Below are 19,263 nucleotides of genomic sequence, written 5' to 3' on the forward strand. Positions count from 1 at the left end.
ACGGCGCGGCCGAACGAAGGGCGCCATCGTGGGCTACCCGGCACGGAAACTCAATGCCGCCGACGGCCTATATGCCAAATGAAATAAGTGGCGCGCGCCGCGCGTGCGGATGTGTCGTCACTTCGGGCACAAGGCCAGCGCGGCGAGGGTCTCGGAGCACTCCTTCTCCTTCGCCTCCTTGACCATGCGCTCGGGCACAGGGATGTCCACCACCGCGGCGTCGGTCGGTGCAGGTGCAGGCGCCTGGAATGCCTGGCCGATGGCGACGGGGGGCGGAACCCCTTCGACGGACACTGCGCGCGCTGCCCTGCGCTCCGTGTCGAATGCACCCGCGGTGCCGCCCGCCCTCTCGCTGCTTCTCGGCTTCGAGGCCACGTCGTCGCTGCGTCGCCGCGATACAGGTGCCGGTCGGGGAACCGGCATGGATGGCTGCCCCGAGGCAGTGGCGACGGTGGGTTGCACCTGCGTCTCGACGATGGACACTTCCTCCGAAGCGAGCGACTTCCGCAGCGAAGCGATCCGGGACGTGACGGACGCGGCGGAGGAAGAGACGGCGTTCTCGATCGTCGCCCAGCCACTGGCAAGCTGGCTCGAATACCAGTACGCGAACGCCCCGATCAACAGCAGGAGAAGCAACAGCACGCGCAAGCCGATGCGCTTGCCGGTTGGGCTGCGATTCAGTGTCCGTGTAGGTACTGGCGAAGTGGATGAGGGTTCGAGCGAACCGGGGGCCGTGCTCGCCGTCGTGTTCGCCGCGAAGCGCACGCCCGAGAACCTGCCTTTACAACCACAGCAGTATCTGGCACGGTCCTTGTTCGCCGTGTGGCACGCTTCGCAAAACTTCATCCCATCGCTCCATCGCAGTGAAGGAGGTTTTCACATTGTGTACCCTTGTCTTGGTTCAGCGTTCGACGACTTGTAAGACAAAAACGCGGCTCTTTGTCCATATCAGACACGTGAGCAGTGGTTTGCCGAAAGGGGTTGATGCATGAGCGCCAAATCCGCCCGGCGCGAATACCTCGAGGCGCTCGCCGCTTTCGAGCGCGCATGCCGCGATTTCTCGAAGGGCATGGGTGCCGTGCTCGATCCGGCCCAGCCGAAATCGTCGAGCGAGCCGCAACCGCTGCTCGCGAACCTGGGTCCGCGCAAGCCGGCCAAGCGGGCTTTGCGCAGCGACTCCGCCGAACAGGTCAAGCGCGCACGTTGAGCCTCGTCGACCCAAGGCCCCGGGCTACAACCTGTAGCGGGCCAGCGCCTCATCGACCTTGGCTTTCAGGAGCGTCACGCCGCCGGTGCCGCTGGCCGCACGCCCGATGAACGCACCGGCCGCCGCTCCGATCAGCGCCTTGCCGATGAGCGAGCGGCTCCGTCCCGTCGCCATCATCAGCAACAGGCCGACACCGAGCACGATGAGATGTTCGCCGGGCATGTCCGGCCGGTTGGCGTCGTACTCCTTGAGCGCCGCGATCCAGGACTTGGGTTCCATGGTGCTTCCGTTTCCCAAAAAACATAAAGGAACATTCTTGGACGAAAAGTCACCGTCGCGTTGTAGGCTGGCGACCCGGCATCAGGTGGCGATCACGCCCGCTCCGCGCAATCGTCTCGCCCAAAGGACAACTTCATGACCACCCTGCCCGAGTTTCTCGATCCCTATGCCCACGGCTTCGCCAGAGTGGCGGTGGCGGTGCCGCGCAACCGGGTGGCCGATCCGGCGTTCAACGCCGGTGAAACGGTGGCGCTGTACCGCGAGGCCAGCGCGCAGGGCGCGGTGGTCGTCGCGTTTCCGGAACTTGGCCTCTCGGCCTACACCTGCGACGACCTCTTCCACCAGGCAGCGCTGCTCGATGCCTGCGAAGCCGCGCTGGCAACCGTGGTCGCGGCATCGAAGCAGATCGGCGCGCTCGCGATCGTGGGATTGCCGCTGCGCGTGGACCATCGGCTCTACAACTGCGCGGTCGCCGTGAGCGGTGCCCGCATCCTCGCGGCGTGGCCCAAGACCTACCTGCCCAACTACGGCGAGTTCTACGAGGCCCGCCAGTTCAGCGCGGCCGACAGCGCCCTCTCCACCGAGATCGACCTGTGCGGCCAGCGCGTTGCCTTCGGCACCGACGTGATCGTGCAGGCGCGCCAGCTGCCGCTCCTGAAGCTGCACGTGGAAATCTGCGAGGACGTGTGGGTGCCGATCCCGCCATCGAGCTACGCGGCGCTGGCCGGGGCCACGGTGCTCGTGAATCTCTCCGCCTCGAACATCACGATCGGCAAGTCGGAATACCGCCACCGCCTCGTGAGCCTGCATTCGGCGCGCTGCCTCGCCGCGTACCTCTATTCGTCGGCGGGCATCGGGGAGTCGACCACCGATCTCGCCTGGGACGGGCAGGCCCTGATCTACGAAAGCGGCGAGATGCTGGCCGAGAGCGAGCGCTTCAGCAACCGGTCGCACATGATCCTGTCCGACGTGGACCTCGAAAGGCTCTCGCGCGAGCGCATGCGGCAGAACTCGTTCGGAGTCTCGGTGCAGCGGCACAAGCAGACGCTTGCCGGCTGGCGCACGGTCGACTTCGACTGCATCGCGCCAGCGTCGATGCCGTCGCCCGCGCTGATGCGCAACGTGGAGCGCTTTCCCTACGTGCCGGCGGACGCGCGCCATCGCGACGAGCGCTGCATGGAGGTCTTCAATATCCAGGTCCAGTCGCTGGTGCAACGGCTGGAGGCAGCGGGCATCCGGAAGCTGGTGATCGGCGTGTCGGGCGGACTCGACTCGACCCATGCGCTGCTCGTGTGCGCGCAGGCGATGGACCGGCTTTCACTGCCCCGGGCCAACATCCTCGGTTTCACGATGCCGGGCTTCGCCACCAGCGACCGGACCAGGGAACAGGCGCACCAGCTCATGGACGCCATCGGCTGCACCGCGCGCGAGATCGACATCCGACCGAGCTGCCACCAGATGCTGGTGGACCTCGGACACCCTTTCGCCGACGGCGTGCCGCAGTACGACATCACTTTCGAGAACGTGCAGGCCGGGGAGCGGACCAGCCACCTGTTCAGGCTTGCCAACTTCCACGGGGCGATCGTGGTGGGCACGGGCGACCTGAGCGAGCTTGCGCTCGGGTGGTGCACCTACGGCGTCGGCGACCACATGTCGCACTACAACGTGAATGCGAGCGTGCCCAAGACGCTCATCAAGCACCTGGTGCGCTGGGTTGCGCAGAACGGCCAGATCGGGCCGGCCGGCAGCGCGGTGCTCCAGGCCATCCTCGAGACTGAAGTCAGCCCGGAACTGGTGCCGCACGAAGCCGGATCTTCCACGGATGCCGCCCGGCAGCCGGGACAGAAGACCGAGGACTTCGTCGGGCCTTACGAGCTTCAGGACTTCCATCTCTACTACACGCTGCGCTACGGCTTCAGGCCGGCCAAGGTGGCCTTCCTGGCCTACACGGCATGGCATGACCGCGACAAGGGCCGCTGGCCGGACGAGCTGCAAGCCGAGCGCAACATGTACACGCTCGCGCAGATCCGCAAGCACCTCGGCACCTTCCTCTACCGCTTCTTCAAGACCAGCCAGTTCAAGCGATCGTGCGTGCCGAACGCGCCGAAGGTCGGTTCGGGCGGTTCGCTCTCGCCGCGCGGCGACTGGCGCGCCCCGAGCGATTCGGAGGCCGCGGTGTGGCTTGCGGACCTGCAGGGGATTCCGGACGAAGACAGCGGACCCGATCGATGACGTCATGCCGGTTCGGGGGGCGCGCACGGACAAGGCCAGGGCAGCCGCCGGCATCGAGGAACCGCCCCTGAAGGGTGGGTGCCGAAGCGACCTCTACCAGCGCCGGCCGGCTGCCTGACCGAAGCGTACGCCCTCTGCATGAAGCCTGTGTTACGCAGGGTTGCCGATGTCGATGTCCCGCGCTTGTGTGCGACCGCCCCCCGCCCTATAAGACTTGGTTGCGGACACCTGAAGGAGCGGACATGACCGTCGATCTGAGCCACTTCAAGCCCCTGGACCCAGGCCGCATCAATGCCCAGGATCCCGTGGAAATGCAGTACTGGTGCACCCAGCTTCACTGCGACGAGCAAACGTTGAACGACGCGCTGGCAAGAGTCGGCTCTCATGTGACCGCGGTGCGCGACCAATTGGCCTCCGCCGGCAAGGCGGGCAAGCCACCCGGCCGATAGCCGCGCTGCGGCCAAGCACGATCGGCCGCGCCTGCGCAATGTCCAAAGACATCCGTTCCGGATGTCCCGGCGGCGCCCTACGCGCCGTTGCAGTGACGACCGACGCATCCTGCGCGTCGGCGACCCTACGTTTGCGCCACCCCCCAGACCGCCGACCCACGACAACCACCTCACATGCTTGGCATCGTCATACCGGCCCACAACGAGCAGGACACGATCGCCGAATGCGTCGGGGCGGCACGGCGCGCAGCCATCCATCCGGATTTGGCCGGTGAAGCTGTAGAGATCGTCGTCGTCATCGACGGCTGCAGCGACGCCACAGGCGTTCTGGCCGCGCGCGCGGGCGCCATCACCATCAGCGTGCGTGCCCGCAACGTGGGGGTGGCCCGCGCAGTGGGTGCCGAGGCCCTGCTCGCGCGCGGCGCGCGCTGGCTTGCATTTACCGACGCCGACACGATGGTGTCGCCGAAATGGCTGGCCGATCAACTTTCGCTCGACGTGGATGCCGTGTGCGGCACGGTCGGCGTGGAGGACTGGTCGCCCCACGGGATCCATGCGGATCTCTTGCATGGTCATTTCCTCCGTACCTACCAGGACAGCGACGGCCACCAGCACATCCACGGAGCCAACCTGGGCGTTTCGGCGGCGGCGTATCGGCGGGCAGGCGGATTCCGCCACCTCGGCTGCAGCGAGGACGTGGACTTCGTGCGCGCGCTCGAAGCCTCCGGTGCCAAGATCGCGTGGAGCGCCAAGCCACGGGTCGTGACCAGTTCCCGACGGCAGGCAAGAGCCCAGGGCGGCTTTGCCGACGCGCTGCTGCACGCGATCGTCCAGCAACTGAATTCGACAGGCCTGCCGGTCTTGACGAGCCCATAATGAGGCATGGGATTGCCGCGTACGCTGCAGACGCTTTCTTCCATCCTGGACGCCCGAGGCCCGTCCGACGGCCTCGCCTTCTTGAATGACGGCGTTCCGCACCGGTACAGCGCCATCTACCGCCTCTCGGGTCTCACGTTGAAGAACGTGCTCCTGCATGACAAGACGGGCAGGCTGCGGCCCGAATACCTCGCGGCCATACCGTTCGACAGCAGCTTTTGCCAGTTCGTGGTGCGCGACGGCCAGTTTCGAACCGACAACTCCGCCGCCGACACCAGGCTGCGGGGGTACTCGTACCCGAGCATCGCGCTCTCGTACCACAGCGTGCCCATTCTGAATCCCGAAGGCGAGATCTGGGGCACGCTCAGCCATTTCGACAGCGCGGCGCTGCCCTTGCCCGAGGAGGAGTTCGAACTGCTGAAAGGCGCGGCACCCTTGCTGGCCAGGTTCCTGGTCGAGCCCTGAGCCGTCGTCTCCTACACGAGCCGGCGCCGTGCGCTGACGAAGCTCGCCTGCGCTTTCGCGTACCGTCGCCGGGCTTCTCCACCATCCGCCCCCTTCGACCACTCTGCTCTGCACTCACGCATGCTCGCCCTGGCCACCGACAACGCCCTGGCGCGACTTCAGCAGCAACACGGACAGGGGCTCACGCTCGCCCATCTGATCGACGCCGGCATCGACCAGCTTCCGCTGCCCGGCGCAGGAGGGACGCTCGCGCGCTGGCAAGTCCTGGCCGAAGTGGCGGCCCATGATCTTTCGCTGGTGAAGCTGTTCGAGGGCCACACCGACGCGCTCGCGATCCTGCGGGAACTGGGCGCACCCGCCCCGGAGGCGGGATCGCGATGGGGCACCTGGTGTGCCGAGCCGCCGGACGCGCGCCTGGCGATGGACGCGGTGGACGCCCTGGCGGAAGACCGCCTGCCCCACGCCCCCCGCGTGCCCCCCGTATGCCTCACCGGCACCAAAGCCTGGTGCTCGGGTGCCGCCACCGTGACGCATGCGATCGTGAGTTGCTGGAATGCCGAGGGCAAGCCCTGCCTGGCCGCGGTCGCCATCGCAGCGCCGGGCGTCACGGTGACCGGGGATGGCTGGCACGCCGTCGGCATGGCGGCGAGCGGCAGCGTGGATGTTCGCTTCGATCACGTCGACGCCGCGCAGGTCGGCAGCCCCGACGACTACGTGAACCGGCCCGGCTTCTGGCAGGGCGGCGCCGGCATCGCGGCCTGCTGGTTCGGCGGCGCGCTCGGCATCGCACGCATGGCGCGGCAGTCGAGCGGCCACGCGTCCGATGCGCATCGGCTTGCGCACCTGGGCGCCATCGACGTGGCGCTCGCGGCCAGTGCCGCAGTGCTGCGTGAGACGGCCGCCTGGATCGATGCCCACCCGAAGGAAGACGCGAGGACCCTCGCCCTGCGCGCGCGGCTCGTGGTCGAGCAGGCCTGCAGCGAGGTCATGCACCACGCCGGCCGTGCCGCGGGCGCGGGCCCGCTGTGCCGCAACCCGCGCTTCGCGCGCGCCATGGCCGACTTGCCGGTATTCCTGCGGCAAAGCCATGCGGAACGCGACCTCGCAGCACTGGGCAGACAGATACTGGATGGAGGCGCCCCGCCATGGATGCTGTGACCGATCGCCCCATTCGCGGGCAAGGCACTTCGGAACGCGATTGGAATGCGTGGCCCGGCCTGCGGCAACTGCGAGCGGCGACGCCCGGGCAACTGGTTCCCTACGGCGCCCGCGCGGTGGTGGTGGCGCCGCACCCGGACGACGAGGTGCTCTCGGTCGGCGGACTGCTGGCGCAACTCGCCCGTGGCGGAACACCCATCTGCGTGATCGCCGTCACGGACGGCACCGCCAGCCATCGCGGCTCGGCCGATTGGCCTGCCGATCGGCTGGTCAGGGAGCGTCCCCAGGAGAGCCGCAACGCCCTGCGTTGCCTGGGCATCCACGTCGAACCGATGCGCCTCGGCATGCCCGACGGCGGTCTTCAGGAGTTGCGTTGCCTGCTGGCGGACCGCCTGCTGCCGATGCTGGATCGCTCCGACGTGATCTTCACCACCTGGCGACAGGACGGCCACCCCGACCATGAGGCCACGGGTCACGCGTGCGCGTTCGCCGCGGCTCGCGCCGGTGCGCGGCTGGTCGAAGTGCCGGTGTGGGCCTGGCACTGGGCCGCACCGGGCGACGGGCGCCTGCCGTGGCACCGTGCAAGCCGTGTGGGTCTGGACGCCGACGCGCTCGACCGCAAGCGACAGGCGGTACAGTGTTTCAAGAGTCAACTGGAGCCGGACGCCTCCACCGGCGCCGGGCCGATCCTGCGCTCCACCACGGTCGAGCGCGCGGACCGGCCCTTCGAGGTGATGTTCACGTGAGCGACATGCAGGAACAAGAAGCGTACTTCGCCGGTCTTTATGGCGGCAACGACGATCCCTACCAGTTGCGCACCCGCTGGTATGAAGAGCGCAAGCGCAACCTCCTGCTCGCCGCCCTGCCCCATCAGCGCTACGAGCACGCCTTCGAGCCCGGCTGCGGCATCGGCGAGCTCACCGTTGCGCTGTCGAAGCGCTGCGACCGGTTGCTGGCTTCCGACTTCTCCGAGCGCGCGGTGGAGATCGCATCGCAACGCACACGCGGACTGCGCAACGTGACGATCGAGCAGCACAGGCTTCCCGACGACTGGCCGCACGATGCGGGGCCTTTCGACCTGATCGTGCTGAGCGAGCTGGGCTACTTTCTCGACGAATCCGCCATGCGCAGCCTCGCGGGTTGCTGCCGGCACTCTCTGACGGCCGAGGGCACGCTGGTCGCCTGCGACTGGCGACCGGATTTCAAGGAGCGCAGCTTGTCGACCGACGCCGTGCATGCGGCGCTGGCCGCGCTGGGACTGACGAGCATCGTGCGCCACGAGGAGCCGGACTTCCTGCTGCAGGTGTGGTCGCGCGATGGCCGCTCCGTCGCCGAGCGCGAGGGCATCCGATGACGGAGCCCCTGCCCTTTCTCGCCGGAGGCGGGCAACTCGGCGAGTTGATCGCCCGCCATGACTGGAGCGCGACCGGCGTCGGAGCCATCGAACAGTGGCCGCCGCACATGAAGACCGCGACCGCGCTCATGCTCCGGTCGGTGGTGCCCATCGTCATGCTGTGGGGCGAGGCGGGCGTGATGATCTACAACGATGCCTATTCAGTCTTCGCAGGCAACCGGCATCCCCGGCTGCTCGGGTCCCGCGTCCGGGAAGGATGGCCCGAGGTCGCCGACTTCAACGACAACGTCATGAAAGTCGGGCTGGCGGGCGGCACCTTGAGCTACGAGGACCAGGAACTCACTCTCGCAAGACACGGCCGCGCCGAACCCGCGTGGATGAACCTCGACTATTCGCCCCTGCTCGACGAAGCGGGCGTACCCGCCGGCGTCATGGCCGTCGTGGTCGAAACCACGGCCAAGGTCCAGGCGGAGCGGCACCTGAATGCCGAGCGCGAGCTGCTTCGCGCAACCGAGGCCCGGCTTCGGGCGCTGAACGCCGATCTGGAGCGCCAGGTGGAAGAGCGCTCGCACGGACGCAGCCTGTTCTGGCAGTTCACGTCGGACCTGCTGGGCGTGCTCAACGGCGAAGGCGTGTTCGAGAAGACCAATCCCGCATGGCAGGCGGTGCTCGGATGGTCCGAGGACGAACTCCGGACCACACCCATCTTCGACCTGCTCCATCCGGAGGACCTCGCGAAGACGCGCGAGGGCTTCGCCGAGCTCATGGATGGAAAGCCCGCCGTGAACTTCATCAATCGTTATCGCTGCAAGGACGGCGGCTACCGATGGCTGTCATGGACCGGCGTGCCCGAGGAAGGGCGCTACTACTGCAGCGGCCGGGACATCACCGCCGAAAAGGCTGCCCAGATCGAGCTCAACCTCGCACAGGAGGCGCTGCGCCAATCCCAGAAGATGGAGGCCGTCGGCCAGCTCACGGGTGGCATTGCGCACGACTTCAACAACCTGCTCGGCGGCATCAGCGCCAGCCTGCAGGTGCTGGCGTCAAGGCTCGCAAAGGGCAAGACGGAAGGCGTCGAACGCTACATCGGCATGGCCCAGGAATCGGTGCGCCGGGCCGCCGCCCTCACCCAGCGGCTGCTGGCTTTCTCGCGCAGGCAGACCCTCGACCCGAAGCCGACCGACGTCAATCGCCTGGTCGCCAGCATGGAGGAGATGATCCGCCGCAGCATGGGACCGGGCGTGGAAGTCGAGGTGATCGGTGCCGGGGGCCTCTGGCCGACGAAGGTCGATTCGCCGCAGCTCGAGAATTCGCTGCTGAACCTGTGCATCAACGCGCGCGATGCCATGCCCGACGGCGGCCGCCTCACCATCGAGACGGCGAACAAGTGGCTCGATGACCGCGCCGCGGCGGAACGCGAACTCCCGCCGGGGCAATACGTCTCGCTGTGCGTGACGGACACCGGCGCGGGCATGACAGCCGAAGTCAAGGCGCGCTGTTTCGACCCATTCTTCACCACCAAGCCCATCGGCCAGGGCACCGGCCTGGGGCTGTCGATGGTCTACGGCTTCGTGCGCCAATCCGGCGGCCAGGTGCGCATCTACTCGGAGCTGGGCAAGGGCACCACCATGTGCCTCTACCTGCCGCGGCACCTCGGTGATCCCGACCAGGATGAGCCCCGCTATGCGCAGGAGTCCGTCGAGCGCGGCGACGGCGAGACCGTGCTGGTGATCGAGGATGAGGCGAACATCCGGGTCCTCATCGCCGAAGTCCTCGAACAGGCGGGCTATCGGGTGATCCAGGCTGACGAGGGAGCGCGCGGATTGCGGCTGCTGCAGTCCGCGGCGCGCATCGATCTCCTGATCACCGACGTGGGCCTGCCGGGCGGCATGAACGGCCGGCAGGTGGCCGATGCGGCGCGAGTCACGCGGCCGGACCTCAAGGTGCTCTTCATCACTGGCTATGCGGAGAACGCGGCCGTGGGCAACGGCCATCTGGAACGGGGAATGGCGGTGATGACGAAGCCCTTCGAAATCGCCGCGCTCGCGAACAAGGTCCGCGGGATGGTGGAACCCTAGTGCGGAGCGCGGCCTAGGCAAGCATTGCGTGCGCCGCGGCGAGTGCCATCGCCATCGCCACGCCGAAGATCCCGAACGCCGCAGGGGTCCGCGATGCCGGCTGAAAGGTCAACGCGCCCGCGCAACCGATGAAGAGGAATGGCAGCGGGATGACGACGGGCAGCGCCAACAGGATGGCGTCTTCGAACGCGCAAGCCATGGAAGCGACGTCCGGCGTGGTCCAGCGAATGCCGACCAGGGGCAGCGCTGCGATCGCGGTGCACATGAAGAAGCTCCAGAAGAGCCACTCCTGGGGGATCGGGGCTTCGCTCACCTTCGCCTTGGTTTCCTCCCATTCCACTTCGTCCAGCTCTTCAAGCGGGTCAGGCACGCCCGCCGTACCTGCCGTCGCGCGTGCCCGCCAGTCCCGCAGGGCGGCTGCGGGAACGGAAAGCGCCAGGACCACCAGGTCGAGCCAGCCGCCTGCTCGTCGCTCGACCGCAAGACGCGAGTAGGACCGGGAATTGCCAGGATGAGTGGTGAGCGGTGTCATGCCCGGCAATGTAGGCACGGCGATCGCGCCTGGGGTGATCGGACCGCAGCAGTATCGCGTGACGCTACCGGGCGTGGCGACGGAAGCACCGCACGAGCCAAGGCGCAGCGCTCGTGCCCTGCCATCTCCCGATTCAGCGCGAAGCAGCTTCCTGGAAGAATCGAAACTGCACGGTCGGATCGTCGGCCACACGGGCACCAAGGCCGCGCTCCCACCGGAGGTAGGCGTCCCACACCGCGTCGCGGCGCGGGCCGAAGACGCGCATGACGGAACCCCAGTCGTCGTCGAACGGGGTGAGCAGCCGGGAGGCCCGAATCTCGGACTCGACCGCAAGGCCACGAGCCCGCCAGGCCTGCGTGCCGCCTTCGAGCCATGCCACCATGGCATCGGGCCAGCGCCGCTGCGCATCGCGCGCCGCCAGCCGCGCAGCGGCGCCGTCTGGCGAGGTGAACACGATGGCGGTGTCCGACGGCAAGAGCACTTCGAGCGGTGTCAACGACGCCGGGAGGAGAAAGTACGCGCCGGGCAGATGCCCGCGCTCGTAGTCGATGCTCGGGCCGACATCGACGACTTGCGCCCCTCCGGTGTCGAGCAGCTCGGCGAGTCGATCGGCGTCAAGTGCTTGCGAGGCGTCCGGCAGGCGGGCGGAGGCCGCCTCTTGCGGTGCCTCGGCACGGGTCGCGGACGGCAAGTCACCCTCCAGCACGTGAACCTCGGCCTGGTTCAATTGCGTCAGCCAGAAAGCAGTGATGGAGGCGCGCAGCAGATGGGTATCGTCGACGAGCACGATGCGGGCATTGCGCGTGCCCACCAGGTTCTCGAAATGCATCAGCAGCTGCCCGCCGGGCACATGCCGCGCCCCGTACGCGTCGGCTGCAACGGGATCGGCGAGCGGGCGCACATCGAAGACGTAGAGGGTTCTGTCCGACTCGGCGCGGAGCCGAACCAGGCCGTTCGCGTCGATGCGCTTCAGGCCATGGCGCGATCGCAGGTCCTCGGCGAGCCCGCGCAGCACGGCGGGCTCCTCCGGCGGCACGTCGTCGACAGGGACTGCGTTCTGCACCACCGGGGCGCCGCGCAGTCCCCAGGCCATCACGCCGTCTTCCACGAAGACCGCATCGGGAGCGCGCCCCAGCAGCCGCAGCGTCGTGGTACCGATGATTCCGCGCGTTCGGCTGAAGCAGTTGATGGCCCATACGTGCTCCGGATCGCTGTGCGCGAAGCGACGCAGCGCCAGCTCGGTGCCGGGATAGTTGCGCGCGCCGTCGATCGACAGGAACTCGTACTCCGCTCGCGGCCGTGCGTCGATCACGGTGGTGGACTTGCCGCCGCGCCGCCGCGCCTCCAGTTCGGCGAGGGGCAGCACCGGCGTGTCGTAGTGCTGCCGCACGCCGTCGCCGAAAGCCTTGACGAGCGTGTTGTAGCCATCGATGACCGGATAACCCGACGCGGCCCAGGCCTGGAGTCCGCCCGCCAGCCGCCGCACTTCGGAATAGCCGAGTCGATGCAGCAAGGCGGCGGCCGCGGCCGCGGGACCGTCTTCCGCATTGTTGGCGTCGTAGAGGACAACGTCGGTGTCGTGCCGCGGAACGAATGCATCGATGTGCAGCTCCAGCACGCTCAAGGGCGCAAGTCGCGCCAGGTTGGGATGGCCTGCGTTGAACCAGCGCGCCTCCCGCACGTCGAGGAGCGCCAGTTCCGTCGACCCCAACAGCAGCTCGTGCAGCGTCTGGGGCGAAATGCCGATGTCGCTCAATTGGGCTGGATCTCCGCCTGCTTCACCACCGCGGTCCACTTGCGCGTCTCAGACTGGATGAAGCGTCCGAACTCTTCCGGCGAGCTGCCGACGGTGAAGGCACCGATGTCGTCGTAGCGCTTCCTGAAGTCGGGCGACTGCACGATGGCCCTCAGCTCGCGCGCAAGCCGGTCGACCACCGGCGCGGGCGTGCCGCTGCGCGCGACGATGCCGTACCACGATGTCACCTCGAAGTCGGGGAAACCTGCCTCCGCCGTCGTCGGCACCTTGGGCAGCCATGGCGCGCGCGAGCCATAGGCCACGGCGAGCGGCTTGAGCTTGCCCGACTGGATGTGGGGGATCGCGGTGATGACCTCGTTGAAGATGAACTGGGTCTGGCCCGCCAGCAGATCATTGATCGCCGGCGCGCTGCCCTGGTAGGGAATGGCGGTCAAATCCGCGCCGGTGCGGCTGCGCAGCAGCTCGCCAGCGAGGTGGGAGTACGCGCCGACGCTGACGCCGTAGTTGACCTTGCCCGGGTTCTTCTTCGAGTAGTCGATCAGCGATTGCACGCTGTCCACCGGCAGCGCCGGGTGGACGAGCAGCACTTGCGGCGTCTGGACCAGCAGCGAGACGGGCGTGAAGTCGCGCTCGAGGTCATAGCTCAGACGCTTGAACAACACCGGCTGGACCGTGAGGTTGGACGCGGGCGCCAGCAGCAGCGTGTAGCCGTCGGCCGGCTGTCTCGCGACGTGCTCGAAGCCGATGTTGCCGGCCGCGCCGCTTCGGTTCTCGACCACCACGGTCTGCTTGAGCCGCTGCTGGAGCTGCTCCGCCACCTCGCGGGCGACCTTGTCGGCAATGCCGCCGGCCGGATAGGGCACCACGACGCGGACGGTCCTGTTCGGATAGTCGTCCGCCGCAAAGGCGATGCTGGAACACAGGGCAAGCGCAAGCACCGAAAGCAGGCTGCGGCGATTCGAAAGGTTCATGGGTCGGGCGTGGCGCCGGAGCGTGAAAGCCTGCGAATCTAGGTTGTCCTTGCGCCGCCGCGAACAAAGCTTTGCGCATATGGACATGCGGAATGGGCGCATGCGGATGGCAGTGGCCTTCCTATCATCGCGCCGCATCGGAAGACCCATGACCACCGTGCCCATTCCTGCTCCCTCCACCCGCTCTGCGCGCGCATCCTGGTGGCGCCACTACGAAGTCCCGACGCTGGTCCTGGCCGCCGCGACCTATGCGGCCTGGGCCGCGCTCGTCGCGTCGCACCGCGCGCTGCCGGGCTGGCTGCTGTTCATCCTCGGCGGCTATCTGGCGCAACTGCACTTCTCGCTTCAACATGAGAGCATTCATGCGATGCGACACCTGCCGCAGTGGCTGCGATGGGCAACCGTCTGGCCGCCGATCAACCTGTGGCTGCCCTACCCCCTCTACAACCGCGGGCACAGCGCACACCACGTCAACTTTCACCTGACGCATCCTCAGCGCGACACCGAGAGCGCCTACCACTCCGCGCCCGCATGGGCCGGCTACGGCACGGTATGGCGGTGGATCTACCAGGCCAACCAGACCCTCGCCTTCCGAGTGGTGCTGGGTCCGGTGCTGCGGCTCTACAAGCTGGTTCGCGGCGAGGTCGGACGCCTCTGCGCCGGCGACTTCTCGCACGTCGGGATCTGGCTCGTGCATGGGCTGAGCGTGGCGCCGGTCCTGTACTTCGTGGTCGATGTCTGCGGCATGGGCCTCGGCACGTACCTGCTCTGCTTCGTCTACCCCGGCATGATGCTCGGCGCGTTGCGCAGCTTCACGGAACACCGCTGGAGCGACACACCGCACGAGCGCGTGGCGATCGTCGAATCCAACCTGCTCTTCGGCCTTCTCTACCTCTACAACAACCTGCACCACGTGCACCACCGGGCGCCCACGATGCCGTGGTACGAGATCCCGGTGCATTTCCGGCGCCACCGTGCCGCGGTGTTGGCTGGCAACGGTCATTTCTACTACCGGGGCTACAGCGAGATCGCCCGCCGCTATCTCTTCCGACCGGTGTTCGCGCCGGTGCATCCCAAGTGGTAGCCGTCACCGGTGGCTGAATACCGGCTTGCGCTTGTCGAGAAAGGCGTGCATGCCTTCGTGTGCATCCTCGCTCGCAAAGCGTGCGTGAAGTTGCCGCCGCTCGAAGCCGATGCCTTCGGTGAGTGAAGCCTCCCAGGCTCGGTTCACCGACTCCTTGATCGCCATGAGCGCCGGCAGGGAGAAGCCGGCGATGCGGGTCGCGAGGTCGATGGCTTCGGACCGCAGTCTTTCGTCCGGCACCACGCGCGATACCAGGCCGTAGCGGTCGGCTTCGGCCGCATCCAGCATGCGGCCCGACAGGCACATGTCCATGGCCTTCGCCTTGCCGATGGCGCGTGGCAGCCGCTGGGTGCCGCCTGCGCCGGGCAGCATCGCCAGCTTGATCTCGGGCAGCGCGAAGCGAGCGGATTCGGCCGCGACGATCAGGTCGCAGGCCATCGCCAGTTCGCAGCCGCCGCCCATCGCGAAGCCCGCGACCGCCGCGATCACCGGCTTGCGAACGCGGCGGATGGTTTCCCAGTTGCGGGTGATGAAGTCGCCCTGGAAGACGTCCATGTAGCTCCAGTCGGCCATCGCCGCGATGTCGGCGCCGGCCGCGAAAGCCTTGGCATTGCCCGTGACGACGATGGCGCCGATCCCTGCATCGGCATCGAAGGCCAGCAGCGCCGCGCCGAGAGCGTCCATCAGCGCATCGTCGAGCGCGTTCATCTGCTGCGGTCGGTTCAGCGTGACGACGCCGACCCGGCCCTGGGTCTCCACGAGGATGGGTTGCGCTTGCATGGCGACTCGCTCCCGGTCAGTCCACGACGATCTTCTGTTCCTTGATCAGCCCGGACAGCAGCGTGCCCTCGTTGACCAGGAGCTTGCGGAACTCGGCGGTGTCCATCGCGACCGGTTCGGCGCCCAGATCGCCGTAGCGCGACTTGAGGCCGGCCTGCGACAGGGCCTTTCCTATCTCGCGGTTCATGCGGGCGACGATGTCGGGAGAGGTTCCGTTGGGCGCCCACATGCCGAACCAGACGTCGAGATTGGCCCCCGGAAAGCCCTGCTCGCCCACGGTCGGAACGTCCGGGAAGAACGGCGAGCGCTTGGCGCTCACGACGCCCAGCAGCTTGACCTTGCCGGTGCGGATGTGCGGGAAGGCGATGCCCGGGTCGCAGACGAAGTCAGCCTGGCCCGACAGCACGTCCTGCAACGCAGGCGCCGCGCCGCGGTAGGGGATGTGGGTGATGTAGGTGCCGGTCGCCTGCTTGAACAGTTCGCAGGCCAGGTGCGGCGGCGTGCCCGCGCCCGCCGAGGCATAGGACAAGGTGCCCGGCTTGGCCTTGGCCAACGCCACGAGGTCCCGCGCATCCTTCGCCGCCATCTGCGGCTTGGCGACGAGGTACATCTGCGTGCGTCCGACGCTTGCGACCGGCGTGAGGTCGCGCGAAGGCAACAGGGTCGACTTGAAGAGCGAAGGATTGGCGGTCTCCACCGAGGTGGGTGCGATCAGGAAGGTCTGCCCATCCGGCGCCGCGCGAATCACTTCCGATGCCGCGATATTGCCGCTTGCACCGGGCTTGTTGTCGATGACGACCGGCTGCCCGAGGGATTCGGACAGCGCCTGCGAGAGGATGCGCGCCATCACGTCGGTGCTGCCGCCGGGCGCGAAGCCGACGACCACGCGGATGGGCTTGGCGGGCCAGGCGGCCGTCTGCGCCTGGGGCGCACAGGCGGCGCCGAGCATGCCCATGCCGATGGCGGCCCGAACCAGACTCCGGCGCAGGGCCGCAGCGATATGAAAGTCCATTGTCTTGTCTCCGTTGCAGTGATGGAAATCGATGGGCGAGCCGCTCAGGCGGCGTACTCGCGCAGCAGTTCGCGCAGCTTGAATTTCTGGATCTTTCCGGACGGCGTGGACGGCATGGCCTCGCGCACGACGAGGCGTTCCGGGATGTACTGGATCGCCACCTTCTGCGCTTTCAGGAACTCCACGATCGACGGCAGGTCGATGCTCTTTCCGGGCCGGGGCACCACCACCGCGCAGGCGCGCTCGCCCAGACGCTCGTCGGGGTAGGCCACGATCGCAGCCATGGCGATGTCCGGATGCCGATAGAGCAGCGACTCGATCTCGACCACCGGGATGTTCTCGCCGCCACGGATGATCACGTCCTTGCTGCGGCCGGTGATGCGGATGTAGCCCCGCGCTTCGATGCGCGCGAGATCGCCGGTGTCGAACCAGTCGTCCGCATCGGTGCCGTTGAGCTTCGGGCGATGCAGGTAGCCGCCGAAGTTGGAGCACGCGCGCAGCATCAGCCGGCCGATCTCGCCGGTCGGCAAGGCTTGCCCATCCACGTCGACGACCTTGATCTCCACGCCCGGCAACGGGCAGCCGTCGGTCTGGATCGAGCGCTCGTCGTCGTCGTCCAGCCGGGTCAGGGTGACGGCGCCGTTCTCGGTCATGCCCCAGGCCGACACGATCTTGGTCCCCAGGACCTGGCGGGCCTGCTCGACCAGCGCGCCCGGTATCGGCGCGCCCGCGCACAGGAAGGTGCGCAGGCTCGGCACCTCCGTGCCGATCTCGGCAACCGTCTTCGCGAGGTCCGTGAGGAATGGCGTGGAGGCCATCGTGAAGCTCGCCTTCTCCTCGCGGATCAGCGCAATGGCCCGCTTCGGCTCCCAGATGTCCTGCAGCACGGCGCCGGCCTTGAGCATGATCGGCATCATCAATCCGTACATGAAGCCGGTCTGGTGCGCCATCGGCGAGGCCATCAGCACCACGTCGTCGGCGCCGAGGCGCAGGCGCTGCGAATAGGGGATGATGTTCGCCATTGCCGAGTTGGCCGAGTGCATGACGCCCTTGGGCTCGCCCGTGGTGCCCGACGTGTAGATCAGCTGTGTCACGTCATCCGGGCCGGGCCGGCTGCGCGTGAGGATGTGCTGCGCGTCGCGCTCGTCCTCCCAGGCCGGACCGCTGAGCAGCGCGTCGAAGCTGTTGGAACCGGTGCCGTCGATCACCACGATCTGCTTCAGGTCGGGCAGTGCGGGCTGCAGTTCGCGCACCATGCGCTCGAAGTCGAAGCCGCGAAAGGTCTTCGGAACGATCATCACCTTGGCCGCGCCGTGCTTGAGCATGAAAGACAGCTCGCGCTCGCGAAAGATGTGCATCAGCGGGTTGATGACGGCGCCCAGCCGCGAGCAGGCCAGATAGGTCAGCGTGAATTGCCACCAGTTGGGCAACTGGCAGGCGACCACGTCATTGCGGCCCACGCCCAATCGGGCCAATCCCACCGCGATGCGATCGGCCATGCGCGCCATCTCGCGGTAGGTGAAGCGGGTCGTGACGCCGTCCTCCATCCGCAACGCGGTCAGCGCGAGCTTGTCCGGGCAGTCCGCGACGCAGTCGTCGAGGTCGTCGTTGATGGTGCGGTCGTGCCACAGGCGCTGCGCCACCATGCGGTCGCGGCGCGGGGGAAGCAATACGGCGTCGAATTCCATGATTTGTCTCCTCGTCTCTCTTGCTGGGTGATGGGGTTTCAGGCGGGAACGGCGCTGCGGCCGGCGCGGGTGCGCGCCACGATGGTCTTCATGATCTGGGCCGTGCCGTCGCCGATCTGGAAGCCCAGCACGTCGCGCAGGCGCTGCTCCATCACGCCGCGGTCGTATCCGCCGTGGCCGAACATCAGCAGGCACTGGTGCACCACGTCGTAGGCCAGCTTGGGCGCCCACCACTTGCACATCGCGGCTTCGGCCGTGTGAGGCGCGCCCTTGTCCTTCAGCCAGAGCGTCTGCAGGCACAGCAGGCGCGCGCCCTCGACCTGCGTGTCGAAATCCGCGAGCGGATGCGACACGCCCTGGAAAGCCGACAGCGGCTTGCCGAAGGCTTCGCGCTGCGCGACGTAGTCCCAGGTTTCCTCCAAGGCCACGCGGGCGACGGCCAGCACCTGCAGGCCGATCAGCGCGCGCGAGAAGTCGAAGCCCTGCATCACCTGCACGAAGCCCTTGTTCTCCTCGCCGAGGCGATGGCTCACGGGCACGCGCACGTTCTCGAAGAACAGCGAGCCGCGGCCAATGGCGCGCTGGCCATGGCAGTCGAAGCGGTTGCGCGTGACACCCGGCAGATCCATCGGCACGAGCAATGCGGTGACGCCGTGCGCAGCCGATTCGACCGACCCGGTGCGGCCGAACACCACGGCCGCGTCGGCCTGGTCGGCTGCGGAGATGGAGGTCTTCTCGCCATTGATCACGTACTCGTCGCCCACGCGTTCGACGCGCAGGCGCAGGTTGGCTGCGTCCGAGCCGCCGCGCGGCTCTGTCAGCGCGATGGCGAACAGCGCCTCGCCGCGCGTCAGCTTCTGCAGCCAGGGCTTCACCACTTCCGGCCTGCCATGCTCCGCGAGGATCTGCCCGTTGAGCGAGGCCAGCAGGTTGACATAGGACATGCTGAGGTCGGCCCGCGCGATCTCTTCGTGGATCACACCGGCGGCCAGGCAGCCCATGCCCTGGCCGCCGTGCGCTTCGGGCAGTTCGGGCGCGATGAACCCCATCTCGCCCATCTCGCGCATCAGCGCACGATCGAGCACGCGGGTCCTGTCGCGTTCCAGGAAGCCTGGCGACACGCGCCCGGCAGCAAAGCGTCGCGCATGCTCGGCCAGCGCGGCGAGGTCTTCGTCGATATAGGGATTCATGTCTTCTCCTTGGGGGGCCAGCAGGGGAAGCGCCCTACTTCGCGTACTTGCGGAAGTCGGGCTTGCGCTTTTCCTTCAGGGCGTTGACGCCCTCGCGCGACTCTTCGGTGTCGTAGTACAGCTTCAGCGCGTACATGCCCATGCCGGCGATG

Annotated in this window: 20 protein-coding genes and 1 pseudogene; 11 read left to right on the forward strand and 10 right to left on the reverse strand. The window is 67.6% G+C overall.

The features are described from left to right. Positions 1–117 precede the first annotated feature (117 nt). Entirely contained in the window at positions 118–423 is a 306-nt protein-coding gene (locus QTH97_RS31680; RefSeq protein WP_286572562.1) for a hypothetical protein, read from the reverse strand. Between QTH97_RS31680 and QTH97_RS31685 the strand changes: the two genes are divergently transcribed. Next, a complete protein-coding gene (locus tag QTH97_RS31685; RefSeq protein ID WP_286572563.1) occupies positions 422–922 on the forward strand; it encodes a hypothetical protein in 501 nt (166 codons plus the stop codon). The two genes, QTH97_RS31680 and QTH97_RS31685, sit on opposite strands and share 2 nt — an antisense overlap. A 66-nt stretch (positions 923–988) precedes the next feature. After that, on the forward strand, positions 989–1,207 hold the full coding sequence (locus QTH97_RS31690; protein ID WP_286572564.1) for a hypothetical protein: 219 nt from the start codon (positions 989–991) through the stop codon (positions 1,205–1,207). A gap of 24 nt (positions 1,208–1,231) precedes the next feature. Here QTH97_RS31690 and QTH97_RS31695 read toward each other — a convergent pair whose 3' ends face one another. Then, positions 1,232–1,486, reverse strand: coding sequence for a hypothetical protein (locus QTH97_RS31695; protein WP_286572565.1), 255 nt, complete (start codon positions 1,484–1,486; stop codon positions 1,232–1,234). Positions 1,487–1,621: 135 nt separating this feature from the next. Here QTH97_RS31695 and QTH97_RS31700 point away from each other — a divergent pair, with 135 nt between their 5' ends. From QTH97_RS31700 to QTH97_RS31735, 8 genes are all read left to right on the forward strand, one after another. After that, a complete protein-coding gene (locus tag QTH97_RS31700; protein WP_286572566.1) occupies positions 1,622–3,718 on the forward strand; it encodes an NAD(+) synthase in 2,097 nt (698 codons plus the stop codon). Between the two features lie 242 nt (positions 3,719–3,960). Next, entirely contained in the window at positions 3,961–4,167 is a 207-nt protein-coding gene (locus QTH97_RS31705; RefSeq protein WP_286572567.1) for a DUF3606 domain-containing protein, read from the forward strand. Positions 4,168–4,341: 174 nt separating this feature from the next. Beyond that, positions 4,342–5,043, forward strand: coding sequence for a glycosyltransferase family 2 protein (locus QTH97_RS31710; protein ID WP_286572568.1), 702 nt, complete (start codon positions 4,342–4,344; stop codon positions 5,041–5,043). Between the two features lie 6 nt (positions 5,044–5,049). After that, positions 5,050–5,508 carry a GAF domain-containing protein gene (locus QTH97_RS31715; RefSeq protein ID WP_286572569.1) on the forward strand — a complete coding sequence of 153 codons (459 nt, stop codon included), beginning with the start codon at positions 5,050–5,052 and terminating at the stop codon, positions 5,506–5,508. Between the two features lie 120 nt (positions 5,509–5,628). Beyond that, positions 5,629–6,666, forward strand: coding sequence for an acyl-CoA dehydrogenase family protein (locus QTH97_RS31720; protein WP_286572570.1), 1,038 nt, complete (start codon positions 5,629–5,631; stop codon positions 6,664–6,666). Further along, a complete protein-coding gene (locus QTH97_RS31725; protein ID WP_286572571.1) occupies positions 6,654–7,412 on the forward strand; it encodes a PIG-L deacetylase family protein in 759 nt (252 codons plus the stop codon). Before QTH97_RS31720 ends, QTH97_RS31725 begins: the two co-directional genes overlap by 13 nt. Positions 7,413–7,417: 5 nt before the next feature. Next, positions 7,418–8,020, forward strand: coding sequence for a class I SAM-dependent DNA methyltransferase (locus QTH97_RS31730; RefSeq protein ID WP_286572572.1), 603 nt, complete (start codon positions 7,418–7,420; stop codon positions 8,018–8,020). Continuing rightward, positions 8,017–10,098: a hybrid sensor histidine kinase/response regulator gene (locus QTH97_RS31735; RefSeq protein WP_286572573.1), complete on the forward strand. Its 2,082-nt coding sequence runs from the start codon at positions 8,017–8,019 to the stop codon at positions 10,096–10,098. The genes QTH97_RS31730 and QTH97_RS31735 overlap by 4 nt, the downstream gene beginning before the upstream one ends. Before the next feature lie 13 nt (positions 10,099–10,111). Here the strand turns inward: QTH97_RS31735 and QTH97_RS31740 are convergent, their stop codons facing one another. The 3 genes from QTH97_RS31740 to QTH97_RS31750 form a co-directional block, all read right to left on the reverse strand. Further along, positions 10,112–10,648, reverse strand: coding sequence for a hypothetical protein (locus QTH97_RS31740; protein WP_286572574.1), 537 nt, complete (start codon positions 10,646–10,648; stop codon positions 10,112–10,114). Between the two features lie 115 nt (positions 10,649–10,763). Next, the gene (locus tag QTH97_RS31745) at positions 10,764–12,386 is read right to left on the reverse strand and encodes a rhodanese-like domain-containing protein (RefSeq protein WP_286572575.1); all 1,623 of its coding nucleotides are present in this window, start codon (positions 12,384–12,386) and stop codon (positions 10,764–10,766) included. Continuing rightward, on the reverse strand, positions 12,383–13,357 hold the full coding sequence (locus QTH97_RS31750) for a Bug family tripartite tricarboxylate transporter substrate binding protein (RefSeq protein WP_286572576.1): 975 nt from the start codon (positions 13,355–13,357) through the stop codon (positions 12,383–12,385). The genes QTH97_RS31745 and QTH97_RS31750 overlap by 4 nt, the downstream gene beginning before the upstream one ends. 148 nt (positions 13,358–13,505) lie before the next feature. Here QTH97_RS31750 and QTH97_RS31755 point away from each other — a divergent pair, with 148 nt between their 5' ends. Next, positions 13,506–14,441, forward strand: coding sequence for a fatty acid desaturase (locus tag QTH97_RS31755; RefSeq protein ID WP_286572577.1), 936 nt, complete (start codon positions 13,506–13,508; stop codon positions 14,439–14,441). 3 nt (positions 14,442–14,444) lie between these two features. Here QTH97_RS31755 and QTH97_RS31760 read toward each other — a convergent pair whose 3' ends face one another. The 5 genes and pseudogenes from QTH97_RS31760 to QTH97_RS31780 form a co-directional block, all read right to left on the reverse strand. Further along, on the reverse strand, positions 14,445–15,221 hold the full coding sequence (locus QTH97_RS31760) for an enoyl-CoA hydratase (protein ID WP_286572578.1): 777 nt from the start codon (positions 15,219–15,221) through the stop codon (positions 14,445–14,447). A 16-nt stretch (positions 15,222–15,237) separates the two neighbouring features. Continuing rightward, the gene (locus QTH97_RS31765; protein WP_286572579.1) at positions 15,238–16,233 is read right to left on the reverse strand and encodes a Bug family tripartite tricarboxylate transporter substrate binding protein; all 996 of its coding nucleotides are present in this window, start codon (positions 16,231–16,233) and stop codon (positions 15,238–15,240) included. A gap of 44 nt (positions 16,234–16,277) precedes the next feature. Beyond that, on the reverse strand, positions 16,278–17,921 hold the full coding sequence (gene aliA, locus QTH97_RS31770) for a cyclohexanecarboxylate-CoA ligase (protein ID WP_286572580.1): 1,644 nt from the start codon (positions 17,919–17,921) through the stop codon (positions 16,278–16,280). Between the two features lie 38 nt (positions 17,922–17,959). After that, positions 17,960–19,111, reverse strand: coding sequence for a cyclohexanecarboxyl-CoA dehydrogenase (gene aliB / locus QTH97_RS31775; protein WP_286572581.1), 1,152 nt, complete (start codon positions 19,109–19,111; stop codon positions 17,960–17,962). 34 nt (positions 19,112–19,145) lie between these two features. After that, a pseudogene (locus QTH97_RS31780) lies at positions 19,146–19,263 on the reverse strand (1,4-dihydroxy-2-naphthoyl-CoA synthase); the annotation flags it as partial.

It is taken from the genome of Variovorax gracilis (genome assembly GCF_030317115.1).
In the GTDB taxonomy this organism is placed as follows: Bacteria; Pseudomonadota; Gammaproteobacteria; order Burkholderiales; family Burkholderiaceae_C; genus Variovorax; species Variovorax gracilis.